The sequence below is a fragment of the Georgenia sp. G2120 genome (assembly GCF_055326485.1).
In genome coordinates this window covers 88,309-103,565 of sequence record NZ_JBUZNL010000010.1, presented here as the reverse complement: position 1 = coordinate 103,565, position 15,257 = coordinate 88,309, and the positions used below count along the sequence as shown (strand labels likewise).

The 15,257-nt window shown below is 73.6% G+C and carries 11 protein-coding genes and 1 tRNA gene; 10 read left to right on the top strand and 2 right to left on the bottom strand.

All coding sequences use genetic code 11. The features are described from left to right. The first annotated feature begins 40 nt into the window (after window positions 1-40). The 10 genes from ACZLMO_RS11995 (at window position 41) to ACZLMO_RS11950 (ending at window position 13,334) form a co-directional block, all read left to right on the top strand. The gene (locus ACZLMO_RS11995; RefSeq protein ID WP_425714204.1) at window positions 41-403 is read left to right on the top strand and encodes an HGxxPAAW family protein; all 363 of its coding nucleotides are present in this window, start codon (window positions 41-43) and stop codon (window positions 401-403) included. Further along, window positions 400-1,212, top strand: a complete 813-nt coding sequence (gene trpC / locus ACZLMO_RS11990) for an indole-3-glycerol phosphate synthase TrpC (RefSeq protein WP_425714203.1) — start codon at window positions 400-402, stop codon at window positions 1,210-1,212. The genes ACZLMO_RS11995 and trpC overlap by 4 nt, the downstream gene beginning before the upstream one ends. 107 nt (window positions 1,213-1,319) lie before the next feature. After that, window positions 1,320-2,558, top strand: a complete 1,239-nt coding sequence (gene trpB / locus ACZLMO_RS11985; protein ID WP_425714202.1) for a tryptophan synthase subunit beta — start codon at window positions 1,320-1,322, stop codon at window positions 2,556-2,558. After that, complete coding sequence (gene trpA / locus ACZLMO_RS11980; protein ID WP_425714201.1) at window positions 2,555-3,361, top strand: tryptophan synthase subunit alpha; 807 nt, start codon at window positions 2,555-2,557, stop codon at window positions 3,359-3,361. The genes trpB and trpA overlap by 4 nt, the downstream gene beginning before the upstream one ends. Then, window positions 3,358-4,401 (top strand): prolipoprotein diacylglyceryl transferase, encoded by a 1,044-nt coding sequence (gene lgt, locus ACZLMO_RS11975; RefSeq protein ID WP_425714200.1) that lies wholly within the window; start codon window positions 3,358-3,360, stop codon window positions 4,399-4,401. The genes trpA and lgt overlap by 4 nt, the downstream gene beginning before the upstream one ends. Window positions 4,402-4,695: 294 nt before the next feature. Beyond that, entirely contained in the window at window positions 4,696-9,234 is a 4,539-nt protein-coding gene (gltB, locus tag ACZLMO_RS11970) for a glutamate synthase large subunit (RefSeq protein WP_463653880.1), read from the top strand. Then, window positions 9,227-10,720, top strand: coding sequence for a glutamate synthase subunit beta (locus ACZLMO_RS11965; protein ID WP_463653879.1), 1,494 nt, complete (start codon window positions 9,227-9,229; stop codon window positions 10,718-10,720). The genes gltB and ACZLMO_RS11965 overlap by 8 nt, the downstream gene beginning before the upstream one ends. A 167-nt stretch (window positions 10,721-10,887) precedes the next feature. Beyond that, on the top strand, window positions 10,888-12,318 hold the full coding sequence (gene pyk, locus ACZLMO_RS11960) for a pyruvate kinase (RefSeq protein ID WP_463653878.1): 1,431 nt from the start codon (window positions 10,888-10,890) through the stop codon (window positions 12,316-12,318). A gap of 94 nt (window positions 12,319-12,412) precedes the next feature. Continuing rightward, window positions 12,413-12,494: transfer RNA gene (locus tag ACZLMO_RS11955), tRNA-Leu, on the top strand. A gap of 210 nt (window positions 12,495-12,704) precedes the next feature. Continuing rightward, window positions 12,705-13,334, top strand: coding sequence for an ANTAR domain-containing response regulator (locus tag ACZLMO_RS11950; protein ID WP_463653894.1), 630 nt, complete (start codon window positions 12,705-12,707; stop codon window positions 13,332-13,334). Between the two features lie 78 nt (window positions 13,335-13,412). Here ACZLMO_RS11950 and ACZLMO_RS11945 read toward each other — a convergent pair whose 3' ends face one another. Continuing rightward, entirely contained in the window at window positions 13,413-13,883 is a 471-nt protein-coding gene (locus ACZLMO_RS11945; RefSeq protein ID WP_463653877.1) for a PaaI family thioesterase, read from the bottom strand. After that, complete coding sequence (locus tag ACZLMO_RS11940) at window positions 13,880-15,229, bottom strand: MFS transporter (protein WP_463653876.1); 1,350 nt, start codon at window positions 15,227-15,229, stop codon at window positions 13,880-13,882. The genes ACZLMO_RS11945 and ACZLMO_RS11940 overlap by 4 nt, the downstream gene beginning before the upstream one ends. Window positions 15,230-15,257 lie beyond the last annotated feature (28 nt).

Here is a 15,257-nt window from a genome sequence, read left to right as displayed (position 1 = left end):
TCGGGCCCGACGTCCCCGACCCGAACGTGAAGGAGCAGCCGTGAGCGGCACGAGCCTCGAGCAGCACCGGACCGGCTACCGCCTGCCCGTCGCCGCACCCCCGCACAACGAGGGCAAGACCGTGGCCGCCTGGTCGGTCATGCTCATCGTCACCCTCGGCGTCCTCGTGTCCTGCGTCGGGCTCATCCTCGACATCCCCGTGCTCACGTGGGTGGCAGGGCCGATCGTCGTCGTCGCGGCCCTCGTGGTCGGTCTCGTCCTGCGCCTGTCCGGCCAGGGTCAGCCCCGCCGCAGCGAGCCGGCGCGCGACTGGTACGAGGTCGAGGAGCAGCCCCGCGCGACCGACGCGGACGCCCGCGGCGCGCACGAGCGCGACTCCGTGGCCGACGGGGCCGCCCGATGAACGTCCTCGACGACATCGTCGCCGGCGTCCGCGAGGACCTCGCCCGCCGGGAGGCGGAGCTGCCGCTCGACGCCGTCAAGGAGATCGCGGCCCGCCGGCCCGCCGCGCTCGACGCCGTTACCGCCCTGCGCGGCGACGGCTCGGTGACGATCATCGCCGAGTGCAAGCGCCGCAGCCCCTCCAAGGGCTCGCTCGCGGACGTGCCGGACCCGGCCGTGCTCGCCGCCGCCTACGCCGAGGGCGGGGCCGCCGCCATCTCCGTCCTCACCGAGGAGCGCCGGTTCGGCGGCTCCCTCGCGGACCTCGACGCCGTGCGCGCCGCGGTCGACGTGCCCGTGCTGCGCAAGGACTTCGTCGTCACGCCCTACCAGGTGTGGGAGGCGCGCGCCCACGGGGCGGACATCGTCCTGCTCATGGTCGCCTCGCTCGAGCAGACCGTCCTCGAGTCGCTGGTCGAGCGGGTCCACTCGCTCGGGATGACCGCGCTCGTCGAGGCGCACGACCGCGAGGAGGCGCTGCGCGCCCGCGACGCCGGCGCCCGCGTCATCGGCATCAACGCGCGCAACCTCAAGACCCTCGAGGTCGACCGGGCCGTGTTCGCCCAGGTCGTCGACGTCGTCCCCGACGGCATCGTCACGGTCGCCGAGTCCGGCGTCCGCTCCGTCCGCGACGTCCTCGACTACGCCCGCCAGGGCGCCGACGCCGTGCTCGTCGGCGAGGCCCTCGTCACCCAGGCGGACCCCCGCCGCGCCGTGTCCGACTACGTGTCCGCCGGCGCGCACCCCTCCCTCAGCAACGGCACGAACTGACCGTCGGGGACAGGGGCCGCCCGCCGGACGGCCCACGCACCACCGGCCGGACCGCCGCGCCCGGCCGCGCACGATCGGGCGCCGCGCGCCCGGAAGGAGATCGACGCGTGCAGTACACCGACGACCCGGGCAAGCTGTCCGAGGCCCACGGCCCCTACTTCGGCCAGTTCGGCGGCAGGTTCGTCTCGGAGGCACTCATCGTGGCCCTCGACGACCTGACGGCCGCCTGGGAGGAGATGAAGGGCTCGCCCGAGTTCGCCCGGGAGATGGGGGAGCTCGCCGCCTCCTACATCGGTCGGCCGTCCCTGCTGACGGACGCGCCGCGGTTCGCCGAGCACGCCGGCGGGGCCCGGGTCCTGCTCAAGCGCGAGGACCTCAACCACACCGGTTCCCACAAGATCAACAACGTGCTGGGCCAGGGCCTCCTGACGAAGAAGGTCGGCAAGACCCGCGTCATCGCCGAGACCGGCGCCGGCCAGCACGGGGTGGCCACCGCCACGGCCGCCGCCCTCATGGGCCTCGAGTGCACGATCTACATGGGGGCGGAGGACGTGCGCCGCCAGGCGCTCAACGTGGCCCGCATGCAGCTCCTCGGCGCCGAGGTGGTCTCCGTGACCAACGGGTCGCAGACGCTCAAGGACGCGATCTCGGAGGCGTTCCGCGACTGGGTGACCAACGTCGAGACCACGAACTACGTCTTCGGCACCGCGGCAGGCCCGCACCCGTTCCCCGAGCTCGTCCGCGACCTGCAGAAGGTCATCGGCGAGGAGGCCCGCGAGCAGGTCCTCGCGCTCACCGGGCGCCTGCCGGACGTCGTGACCGCCTGCGTGGGCGGCGGCTCCAACGCGATCGGCATCTTCAACGCCTTCCTCGACGACGAGGGCGTGCGCCTGGTCGGGCTCGAGGCCGCGGGCGACGGCGTGGAGTCCGGCCGGCACGCCGCCGCGATCGGCGGCGGGCGACCCGGCGTCTTCCAGGGATCGCTGTCTTACCTCCTGCACGACGACGACGGGCAGACGATCGACTCCCACTCGATCTCCGCCGGCCTCGACTACCCCGGGGTGGGCCCCGAGCACGCCTGGCTCGCCGATCTCGGCCGCGCCGAGTACCAGCAGGTCACCGACGCCGAGGCGATGGACGCGTTCGCACTCCTCTCGCGCACCGAGGGGATCATCCCCGCGATCGAGTCCGCCCACGCGCTCGCCGGCGCCCTGCGCATCGGCCGCGAGTGGAAGGACGCCGGCGGCGAGGGCGAGCCGCCGGTCATCCTCGTCAGCCTCTCCGGGCGCGGGGACAAGGACATGGAGACGGCGATCGAGTACTTCGACCTCGGAGGCGAGAAGTGAGCAACGTGACCGCGGGGGAGCGGATCGACGCCGCCCTCGACCAGGGGCGCGCCGCGCTCGTCGCCTATCTGCCCGCCGGCTACCCGGACCTCGCCACGTCGGTCGAGGCCGCGCGCGTCGCCGTGGACAACGGCGCCGACGTCGTCGAGCTCGGCCTGCCCTACTCGGACCCGTCGATGGACGGTCCGCTCATCCAGCGCGCCACCGAGGACGCCCTGAGCAAGGGGACCCGGACGCGCGAGGTGCTCTCCGCCGTCGAGCAGGTCGCCGCCACCGGCGCGGCCGTCCTCGTCATGACGTACTACAACCCGGTCTTCGCCTACGGGGTCGAGCGGTTCGCCGCCGACCTCGCCTCCGCCGGCGGCGCCGGCCTCATCACGCCCGACCTCGTCCCCGAGGAGGCCGGCCGCTGGACGGCCGCGGCCGACGAGCACGGGCTCGACAAGGTCTTCCTCGTGGCCCCCGCCTCCTCCGACGCGCGCCTGGCGACCGTGTCCGCCGCCTCGCGCGGGTTCGTCTACGTGGCCAGCCGCATGGGGGTCACGGGCGTTCAGGACAGCCTCGCCGGCGGCGGCGCCGAGCTCGTCGCCCGCACCCGGGCCGCCGGCGCCGAGCGCGCCTGCGTCGGCATCGGCGTCTCGGACCGCGCGCAGGCCGCCGAGGTCGCCGCCTACGCCGACGGGGTGATCGTCGGCTCCGCCCTCATCAAGGCGCTCGGGTCCGGCGGGGCGGCGGAGGGACTGAGCGCGCTCGGCGCCCTCACCGCCGAGCTCGCCGAGGGCGTGCGGGAGGGCCGGGCGTGACCGGCGCGGCCGCGCTGCTCGCGGACGGCGCGGCGAGGGCCGCGACCTTCGCCGCCGAGCGGGGGATCCCGAGCCCGCCGGACAACGTCCTCAACCTCGGCCCGCTGCCGCTGCGGGCCTACGCGATGGCGATCATCGCGGGCGCGATCCTCGCCTGGTGGATCCTCGACCGCCGATACACGTTCAAGGGCGGCCCGGCCGAGACCGCGCTCGACATCGCGCTGTACTGGATGGTGCCCTTCGGCATCGTCGGCGCCCGGATCTACCACGTGGCCACCCACCCCTCGGACTTCTTCGGGCCGGACGGCAACCTCCTCGACGCCCTGAAGATCTGGGAGGGCGGCCTCGGCATCATGGGCGCCGTCGTGTTCGGTGCCCTCGGCGCGTACATCGGCCTCACCCGGCGCGGCCTGCGGATCGGCCCGTTCGCCGACGCGCTCGCCCCCGGCATGCTCGTGGCCCAGGGTGTGGGGCGGCTCGGCAACTACTTCAACCAGGAGCTGTACGGGACCGCGACCGACCTCCCGTGGGGCCTGCGCATCGACCGCGAGCTGCCCGAGCTCGTCCACCCCACGTTCCTCTACGAGGGGCTGTGGAACCTCACCGGCGCGATCGTCGTGGTTCTCGCCCAGCGGCGACTCCGGCTCGACGGCGGACGCGTCTTCTGGCTCTACGTCATCATCTACCTCACCGGCCGCACGCTCACCGAGTCGCTGCGCACCGACCCGTCGGTGCTCATCGGCGGCATGCGGATCCACCAGATCATCGCCATCGCCGGCTGGGTGATCGGCGTCGCCATGATCGTGTGGCTCACGCGCCGCGCGAGGGCGAAGCCGGACCGCGACGAGATCTGGCTGCCCGGCCGCGGGCCTCTGGCGGACGCGGCGGTCGCCGGGGACGCGGGCTCGTCGTCGTCGGGCACGTCCGTCGAGGTCGCCTCGGACGACGACGAGACCTCCGACGACGAACCCGACGCTGACTCACCCGACGGCGATGCACCGACCGACGAGCAGGCCTCGTCGGGGGACCGGTCCGTCTGATCCGTCGGGGCGAACGCCCGACCGTCGGCCCCGTGCTGAGCCGCACTCTCGACAGTTGCTCGGGCTTGACCGGCGCGTGACCTGACCGAGGGGCTAGGTCCCGAAACATGCTCGAAACATCGGTGAAACGCCCGCGTCGACCCGCGTGATTCTGCCGCGGAATTCCGCCGTTCCATGGTCCGTCCTTCGTATTGCCACGGAAGGGTCAAGTCCGCCTACAGTGCTTCCGCCCCACCCGGCGGACGTGCCGGGTCACGACCCCGGGCGCCGTGGCGCCCAGAGGGAGGACGGACGATGGACCAGCCCGGGACGCCCGCACCCACCGGCCTGTACGACCCGGCGAACGAGCACGACGCCTGCGGCGTGGCGATGGTGGCCACGACCCGCGGTCGGCCGGGCCGGGACATCGTCGACGCCGCGCTGACGGCGCTCGTCAACCTCGACCACCGCGGCGCCGTCGGCGCCGAGGAGGCCACCGGGGACGGCGCCGGCATCCTCCTCCAGGTGCCCGACGCGTTCCTGCGCGCGGTGGTTCCCTTCGACCTGCCCGCGGCGGGCGCCTACGCCGTCGGCATCGTCTTCCTCCCGCAGGTCGGCGCCCGCTCCGAGGCCGTCGCCCGCGTCGAGGAGATCGCGGCCGAGGAGGGCATCGAGGTCCTCGGGTGGCGCTCCGTCCCCGTCGACGACTCGATGATCGGCCCGACCGCCCGCGCGACGATGCCGACGATGCGGCAGCTGTTCGTCGCCGCCGACGGGCTGACGGGGATCGACCTCGAGCGCAAGGCGTTCCGCCTGCGGAAGCGGGCCGACAACGCCGGCATCTACCTCGCCTCGCTCTCCCCGCGCACGATCACCTACAAGGGGATGCTCACCACCGGCCAGCTGCGGCCGTTCTTCCCGGACCTGTCCGACGAGCGGCTCGTCTCCACGGTCGCACTCGTCCACTCCCGGTTCTCGACCAACACGTTCCCCAGCTGGCCGCTCGCGCACCCGTTCCGCTTCGTCGCCCACAACGGCGAGATCAACACCGTGCGCGGCAACCGCAACTGGATGGCCGCGCGCGAGGGCACCCTCGCCTCCGACCTCATCGGGGACGTCGCCCCCCTGCTGCCCATCAACACCCCGGGCGCATCGGACTCCGCCACCTTCGACGAGGTGCTCGAGCTGCTCTACCTCGGCGGCCGCTCGCTGCCGCACGCCGTCCTCACGATGGTCCCCGAGGCCTGGCAGAACGACGCGACGATGCCCGCCGACGTGCGCGCGTTCTACGAGTACACCGGCACGATCATGGAGCCGTGGGACGGCCCGGCCGCCATCTGCTTCACCGACGGCACCGTCGCCGGCGCCGTGATGGACCGCAACGGCCTGCGCCCGGGTCGCTGGTGGGAGACCGCCGACGGCCTCGTCGTGCTCGCCTCGGAGTCCGGGGTCCTCGACCTCGACCCGGCCGGCGTCGTGCGCAAGGGCCGCCTCGAGCCCGGCACGATGTTCCTCGTCGACACGGCCGAGGGACGCATCGTCCCCGACGAGGAGATCAAGAACGCCCTCGCGTCGGCCCACCCCTACCAGGAGTGGCTCGACGAGGGCCTCGTCCACCTCGACGCCCTGCCCGAGCGGGAGCACACCGGCCACTCCGCGCAGTCCGTGGTGCGCCGCCAGCAGATGTTCGGCTACACCGAGGAGGAGGTGCGCGTGCTCGTGCGGCCGATGGCCGCCACCGGGGCGGAGGCCATCGGGTCGATGGGCACCGACACCCCGATCGCCGTGCTCTCCGCGCGCCCGCGCCTGCTGTTCGACTACTTCTCCCAGACGTTCGCGCAGGTGACCAACCCGCCGCTGGACGCCATCCGCGAGGAGCTCGTCACCTCGCTCGTCGGCGCGATCGGTCCCGAGCCCAACCTGCTCGACGAGTCCCCGGAGCACGCCCGCAAGCTCGTGCTCCCGTTCCCCACGATGGACAACGACCAGCTCGCCAAGGTGAAGAACATCGGGCGGGCCAGGCGGACCGGCCGCGGCTTCACCGCCGTGACGATCTCGGGCCTCTACCCGGTCGCGGGCGGCGGGGAGGCCCTGCGCCGGCGGCTGGAGGAGATCTTCGAGGAGGTCGACGCGGCCGTCGAGGAGGGCGCGAGCTTCGTCGTCCTGTCCGACCGCGACGCGACCGCCGCGCTCGCCCCGATCCCGTCCCTGCTGCTCACCTCCGCGGTGCACCACCACACCCTGCGCCGGCGCACCCGCACGAAGATCTCCCTCCTGGTCGAGGCCGGCGACGTCCGCGAGGTGCACCACGTGGCGCTGCTCGTCGGCTACGGCGCGGCGGCCGTCAACCCGTACCTCGCGATGGAGACCGCCGAGCGGCTCGTCGCCGACGGCGACGTCGTCGGGGTGACCGGGCCTCAGGCGGTCCGGAACGTCATCACGGCGCTCGGCAAGGGCGTGCTCAAGGTGATGTCGAAGATGGGCGTCTCCACCGTCCCGTCGTACCGCGGCGCGCAGCTCTTCCAGGCCGTCGGCCTCTCGCAGGACCTCGTCGACACCTACTTCACCGCCACGCCCACCCCGGTCGGCGGCGTCGGGCTCGACGTCATCGCCGAGGAGGTCGCCGCGCGGCACGCCGTGGCCTACCCGCGATCGGGCATCTCCCCGGCGCACCGCGAGCTCGACACCGGCGGCGAGTACCAGTGGCGCCGTGACGGCGAGGAGCACCTCTTCGACCCGGAGACCGTCTTCCGGCTCCAGCACGCCACCCGCAACCGGCGCGTCGACGTCTTCCGGCAGTACACCGACCGCGTCGACGAGCAGGCCGAGCGCCTGATGACGATCCGCGGTCTGCTGCGGCTGCGCACCGGCGAGCTCGACCCGATCCCGGTCGAGGAGGTCGAGCCGGTCAGCGAGATCGTCAAGCGGTTCTCCACGGGCGCGATGAGCTACGGCTCGATCTCCGCCGAGGCCCACGAGACCCTGGCGATCGCCATGAACCGCCTCGGCGGCAAGTCGAACACCGGCGAGGGCGGCGAGGACGCCGAGCGGCTCTACGACCCGGAGCGGCGCTCGTCGATCAAGCAGGTCGCCTCCGGCCGGTTCGGCGTGACCTCGGAGTACCTCACCGAGGCCGACGACATCCAGATCAAGATGGCCCAGGGCGCCAAGCCCGGCGAGGGTGGGCAGCTGCCCGGCCCCAAGGTCTACCCGTGGGTGGCCTCGACCCGGCACTCGACGCCGGGCGTCGGCCTCATCTCGCCGCCGCCGCACCACGACATCTACTCGATCGAGGACCTCGCCCAGCTCATCCACGACCTGAAGAACGCCAACCCGTCGGCGCGCATCCACGTCAAGCTGGTCTCCGAGGTCGGCGTCGGTACGGTCGCGGCGGGCGTGTCCAAGGCGCACGCCGACGTCGTGCTCGTCTCCGGCCACGACGGCGGCACGGGCGCGAGCCCGCTGACCTCCCTCAAGCACGCCGGCGGCCCGTGGGAGCTCGGTCTCGCCGAGACCCAGCAGACGCTGGTCCTCAACGACCTGCGCGACCGGATCGTCGTCCAGACCGACGGCCAGCTGAAGACCGGCCGCGACGTCGTCGTGGCGGCGCTGCTGGGTGCGGAGGAGTTCGGCTTCGCGACCGCCCCTCTGGTCGTCTCGGGCTGCGTGATGATGCGGGTCTGCCACCTCGACACCTGCCCCGTGGGCGTCGCGACGCAGAACCCCGAGCTCCGCTCGCGGTTCTCGGGCAAGGCCGAGTACATCGTCACCTTCTTCGAGTTCCTCGCCGAGCAGGTGCGCGAGATCCTCGCCTCGCTCGGGCTTCGCTCGATCGAGGAGGCCGTCGGCCGGGTCGAGCTGCTCGACACCGACCGTGCCGTCAAGCACTGGAAGGCCGAGGGCCTCGACCTCGCCCCGCTCCTCGAGCGTGTCGAGCCGGTGCCCGGCTCCCGCCTGCACCAGGTGCGCGCGCAGGACCACGGGCTCGACGCCGCCCTGGACAACGAGCTCATCCGGCTCGCGGCCCCGGCCCTCGAGCGCGGCGAGCAGGTGCGGGCCGAGGTCGCCGTGCGCAACGTCAACCGCACCGTCGGCACGATGCTCGGCCACGAGGTCACGCGCCGGTACCGCGGCGAGGGGCTGCCCGACGGCACGATCGACCTCACGCTGCGGGGCTCCGCCGGCCAGTCGTTCGGCGCCGTGCTCCCGCGCGGCGTGAGCCTCACGCTGATCGGCGACGCCAACGACTACGTCGGCAAGTCCCTGTCCGGTGGCCGCATCGTCGTCCGCCCCGACGAGCGGGCCGGCTTCGCCGCGGAGGACAACGTCGTGGCCGGCAACGTCATCGGCTACGGCGCCACCTCGGGGGAGATCTTCCTGCGCGGGCGCGCCGGGGAGCGCTTCGGGGTACGGCTGTCCGGCGCGACGCTCGTCGTCGAGGGCGTGGGGGACCACGCGGCGGAGTACATGACCGGCGGCACGATGCTCGTCCTGGGCCCCACGGGCCGCAACCTCGGCGCGGGCATGTCCGGCGGCACCGCCTACGTCCTCGACCTCGACCGCACCCTGCTCAACCCTCAGGCGGCTGCCTCGGGCGACCTGCTCCTCGGCGAGCTCGACACCGACGACCTCGCCGTCGTCGTCGACCTGCTCGAGCGCCACCGCGACCTCACCGGGTCCACGGTCGCGGCCGCCCTGCTCACCGACCGTCCCGCGCTGCGCACCCGCCTCACGCGGATCCTCCCGCGGCGTTACGCCGCGGTCTCCGCGGCCCTGGCGCGCGCCGCCGAGGACGGTCTCGACCCTGCCGCACCGAGCGTGTGGACCGACATCATGGAGGCGACCCGTGGCTGACCCCAGAGGATTCCTCGACCACCGCGAGCGGGAGCTGCCCGCCCGGCGACCCGTGCCCGTGCGGATCCGCGACTACCGCGAGGTCTACGCCGAGCGCGGCGCCGACCCGTCCTTCGAGCCGACGCTGCGCCGGCAGGCGGGACGCTGCATGGACTGCGGCATCCCCTTCTGCCACAACGGCTGCCCGCTGGGCAACCTCATCCCCGAGTGGAACGACCTCGTGCGCCGCGGCGACTTTGCCCGGGCCATCGAGCGCCTGCACGCGACGAACAACTTCCCTGACTTCACCGGACGGCTGTGCCCCGCCCCCTGCGAGACGGCCTGCGTGCTGGGGATCAACCAGCCGGCCGTGACCATCAAGAACGTCGAGCAGTCGATCATCGACCGCGCCTTCGACGAGGGGTACGTCACCCCGCAGGTCCCGCAGCGGCTCACCGGGCGCACCGTCGCCGTCGTCGGCTCGGGTCCCGCGGGCCTGGCCGCCGCCCAGCAGCTGACCCGGGCCGGGCACACCGTCGCCGTCCTCGAGCGCGCCGACGCGATCGGTGGCCTCCTGCGGTACGGGATCCCCGAGTTCAAGATGGAGAAGGCCCACCTCGACCGGCGCCTGGAGCAGATGCGCGCCGAGGGGACGATCATGCGGCCGTCGACGGACGTGGGTGGCACGGGGGAGGGCGCGCTCTCGGGCGAGGACCTCCTCGAGCGCTACGACGCGGTCGTGCTCGCCCTCGGGTCGACCGTCCCGCGCGACCTGCCCGTCCCCGGTCGTGAGCTCGCCGGCGTCCACCAGGCGATGGAGTACCTGCCGCAGGCCACGCGGGTGGTACACGGCGAGACCGTGCCGGACCAGATCACCGCCACGGGCCGGGACGTCGTCATCATCGGCGGCGGCGACACCGGGGCCGACTGCCTCGGGACCGCGCTGCGCCAGGGCGCCACCTCGGTCACCCAGCTCGAGATCATGCCGCGCCCGGGCGAGGACCGGCCCGAGGGCCAGCCCTGGCCCACCTACCCCATGTTGTTCCGGGTCTCCTCGGCGCACGAGGAGGGCGGCGAGCGCGTGTACTCCAGCTCGACCGTGGAGCTGCTCTCGGACGGCTCGACCGGCGAGGGCGCCGTCTCCCACCTCCGGCTGTCCGAGGTGACGTTCGAGGACGGACGCCCCGTCCCGACGCCGGGCACCGAGCGGGTGATCCCGGCCGGGCTCGTGCTGCTGGCGATGGGGTTCGTCGGCGTCCCGACCGGCGGGATCGTCGAGCAGCTGGGCGTCGCGGTCGACCCGCGCGGCCGGATCGAGCGCGACGCCGACTTCGCCACCTCCGTCCCCGGCGTGTACGCGGCCGGCGACGCGGGGCGCGGGCAGTCGCTCATCGTGTGGGCGATCGCCGAGGGTCGCTCGGTCGCGGCGGCCGTCGACCGGCACCTGCGCGGCACCACGGACCTGCCGGCGCCCGTGCTGCCCACCACGGTCCAGGTCGCCGTCTGAGTCGGGGTCCGAGCCCCCGACCGGGCCGGCGCCACGGTCCCTGCCCGGCGGTCCCGGGTGCGCGCGTCCGTGCGCACCCGGGACCGACGGGCGAGACATCTCCCGACCGGTCCGCCTCACACGGCCCGCGGCGCACCCGGGGCCGGGAGGTCACTAGGCTGGGAGCCATGCGTAGAGCAAAGATCGTCTGCACCCTCGGCCCCGCCACCGACAGCCCCGAGAAGATCCAGGAGCTCGTCGACGCGGGCATGGACGTCGCCCGTATCAACCGCAGCCACGGGATCGCCGAGGAGCACGAGCAGGTGATCCACCGCGTCCGTGCCGCCGCCGACGCCGCGGGACGCCCGGTCGCCGTCCTCGTCGACCTGCAGGGCCCGAAGATCCGCCTCGGCAACTTCGTCGACCGAGAGGTCCAGCTCGCCGACGGCGCCACGTTCACCATCACCACCGAGGACGTCGAGGGCACCGCCGAGCTCGCGTCGACCACGTACAAGGGCCTGCCGGGCGACTGCCGCCCCGGCGACCGCATCCTCATCGACGACGGCAAGGTCGCGGTCCGCGTCGTCGAGGTCGACGGCCCGCGCGTCGTCACCCGTGTCGAGGTCGGCGGCCCGGTGTCCAACCACAAGGGCCTCAACCTGCCCGGCGTCGCCGTGTCGGTCCCCGCCATGTCGGACAAGGACACCGAGGACCTGCGCTGGGCGCTCGGCCTCCCGGTCGACTTCATCGCGCTGTCCTTCGTGCGCAACGCCGAGGACGTCCGCATGGTGCACGACATCATGGACGAGGAGGGCCGCCGGCTCCCCGTCGTCGCGAAGATCGAGAAGCCGCAGGCGGTCGACGCCCTCGAGGAGATCGTCGACGCGTTCGACGGCATCATGGTCGCCCGCGGCGACCTCGGCGTCGAGCTCCCGCTCGAGGACGTCCCGCTCGTGCAGAAGCGGGCCGTCGAGATCGCCCGCCGCCGCGCCAAGCCCGTCATCGTCGCCACCCAGGTCCTCGAGTCGATGATCGAGAACCCGCGGCCGACCCGCGCGGAGGCCTCCGACTGCGCGAACGCGGTGCTCGACGGCGCCGACGCGGTCATGCTCTCGGGCGAGACCTCGGTGGGCAAGTACGCGATCGAGGCCGTCCGCACGATGGCCCGGGTCATCGAGCACACCGAGGAGCACGGTGGCGAGCGCATCGCCCCGCTCGGCTCGACCCCCGCCACCCGCTCCGGCGTGCTCACCCGGGCCGCCGCGGAGATCGCCGCCACCCTCGACGTCAGCTACCTCGCGACCTTCACGCAGTCCGGTGACACCGCCCGCCGGATGTCCCGCCTGCGTTCGCCCATCCCGCTGCTGGCCTTCACGCCGTCCGCGGAGACCCGCAACCGGCTCGCGCTGTCCTGGGGCGTGCAGCCCTACCAGGTCGCGGGGGTCAAGCACACGGACGAGATGGTCGACCAGGTCGACACCTTCCTGCGGGACAACGGGCTCGCGAGCGACGGCGACCCCGTGGTCGTCGTCGCGGGCATGCCGCCGCAGAAGGTCGGCAGCACGAACTCGATCCGCGTCCACCGGATCGGGGAGCGGTACCGCGCCACCGACGCGTGACGTCCGGAACCGGCTCGGCCCCGCCCACGACGGGCCGGGCCCGGGTCGGGGCATGATGGCCGACGCCCCCGCGCCCCAGGGCGCGGGGGCGCACGCTCCCGTGGTGGAATCGGCAGACACACCGCACTCAAAATGCGGCGCTGAGAGGCGTGCGGGTTCGAGTCCCGCCGGGAGCACCGACGTACCAGGTCGGAGCACGTTGTTGACCTCCCCGTGACCCCCGCGTGTCGGGCGCACCCCTGTGCACGCCCGACGCGCGGCATGACTCACATGCGCGCGGATCGCGCCGTGATCCCGCCGTGTCCTAGGCTGTTGTCGTGACCACGACCGACAGCTCCGCGGGCGACGACGCCCGGACGGACAACCAGACCACCGAGCCGGACGACCTGGCGGACATCCTCACGTCCGCCCCCGAGGCGGTGGACGAGCCCGAGCGCGAGGGCCGCCGCGTCGTCGTCGCCGAGGACGAGACCCTCATCAGGCTCGACATCGTGGAGACGCTGCGCGACGCCGGCTTCGAGGTCGTCGGGGAGGCGGCCGACGGTGAGCAGGCCGTCCGCCTCGCCGCCGAGCTCGAGCCCGACGCGGTCGTCATGGACGTCAAGATGCCGGTGATGGACGGCATCACCGCTGCCGAGAAGATCATGGCCGACCGCACGTGCGCAGTCGTCATGCTCACCGCGTTCTCCCAGAAGGAGCTTGTCGAGCGCGCCCGCGAGGCCGGGGCGATGGCCTACGTCGTCAAGCCGTTCACGCCGGCGGACCTCGTCCCCGCCGTCGAGATCGCCGTGAGCCGGCACGAGGAGATCATCGCGCTCGAGTCCGAGGTCGCCTCCCTGGTCGACCAGTTCGAGACCCGCAAGCGCGTGGACCGTGCCAAGGGCCTCCTGCAGACGAAGATGGGCCTCTCGGAGCCTGAGGCCTTCCGCTGGATCCAGAAGACGTCGATGGACCGACGCCTGACCATGCGCGAGGTGGCCGACGCCGTCATCGAGCAGGTCGGTGGACGCGGCTGACGTCGAGACCACACACACCCCTCCGACGACGCCCGGCCCACGCGGCCGGGCGTTCGTCGTTCGCGGGACCGGCCCCGCTCAGGCGCGGGCAGCCACGAACTGGCAGGTGAGACGGGCCGAGCACAGCAGGCGTCCGGCCTGGTCGCGCACCTCGATCGCGTAGCTCGACGCCCGGCGGCCCTCGTGCAGGGCGCGGGCGGTCGCGGTCACGCTGCCCTCGCGCGCCGACCGGTGGTGCGTCGCGTTGAGGTCGACCCCGACGGGCAGGTGGCCCTCGGGCGCCGCGATCATGGCCGCCACGCTGCCCACCGTCTCGGCCAGCGCCGCGCTGGCTCCCCCGTGGAGCAGTCCCATCGGCTGGGTGTTGCCCTCGACCGGCATGGTCGCCTCGACGTGCCCGCGCTCGGCGCGGGTCACCTCGATGCCCATCCGGGCGGCGAGGCCGACCCGTGTGCGGTCGGCCACCTGGGCGAGGTCGACCGCGGCGGGCGCGTCGTCGTCGGACCCTGGTCCTGTGGGCTGCCGGTCGGCGCGGCTGTGCTCCGTCACCCCTGGATGGTCCCACGGGCCGGGTCGGCCCCCGGCCGCCCGTCCACCTCGTCGTCGACCCGGACGAAGCGGGCGGCGACCGCCGCGACGCCGACGAGCAACGCCGGGTAGAGGCAGGTGTAGACGCGGAACGCGAGCCCGGGGGAGTCGCCGGGGGAGTCCCCGCCGGAATAGCCGAACAGGGGGTCGAGCGAGGCGAGGGCGAGGCCGCCCAGCGCGCCGGTGAGCCGGGCGAAGACGCCGAACGTCCCGAGGAAGACGCCCTCGCGGTGGAGGCCGGTGCGGCGGGCGTCCCGGTCGAGCACGCGGGCGGTGACGAGGTCGGTCGTGGCGAGCACGCCGCCGTAGCCGACCCCGACGACGGCGGCCGCGGCCACCGCGCCCGGCACCGTGCCGACGAACCACAGCGGGAGGAAGGAGAGCGCGAGGAGGGTGAGGGCCCAGCGCCATGCGCGCGGCGCGCCGGTCCGGCGGACGAGCGACGCCCAGGCGGGCAGGACGGCGGCGGCGACGAGGATCGCGGCGGCGAGGACCGGCGTGGTCGAGGCGACCGGCTGCTCGAGCGTGTAGCGCATCCACAGCTGGATGCCGGAGAGCAGGAGCCCGAGCGCCGCCCCGTAGGCGGCGGTGGTCAGGCCGACGAGCCAGAGCTCGGGGGTGCGCAGGACGCCGCCGATCGCCGAGACGAACGGGGTGGGTGGCTCGGCCTGGACTGCGTCGTCCTCGCGGACCGTCAGCACCATCGCTCCCGTGACGAGCAGGGCGACGACGCCGAGCAGGACCGCGGTCCTCGTGAAGCCCTCGGGGCCGTGCTCGCTGCCGAGCCACCGGGTGGTCAGGGTGGGCGTGAGCGCCACGGAGATCACCATGGCGGCGAGCTGGAAGGCCTGGCGCATCGCGTTGACGACGGAGCGTTCGGACTCGGTGCGGAACAGCTCGGGCAGGAGGGCGGTGTAGTTCGCGTTGTAGAGGGAGTCCGCGGCCTCGGTGAGGATGACGAACACGGCGAACCAGGCGACCAGCGCCGCGCCGTCGAGGGTGGTCGGGGCCGAGAACAGGGCGACGAACACCGCGACGAGCGTCGGCACCGCGACGAGGAGCCAGGGCCGTCGGCGCCCGAGGCGCGTGCGCGTGCCGTCCGAGAGGTGGCCGAAGACGGGGTTGTCGATCGCGTCGACGATCGCGTAGACGACCATGACGATCGCGTACGCGCCCGCGTCCATGCCGAGGGTGTCGACGTAGTACAGGAGGATCGAGCCGCGCACGAGGTTGATCGGGAGCGAGGACCCGAACATGCCGGCCGCGTACGCGAGCCGGCGGGAACCGGGGACGCGGGGCTCGGGCACCCGCCCAGCCTGCCAGGAGGCGCGAGGT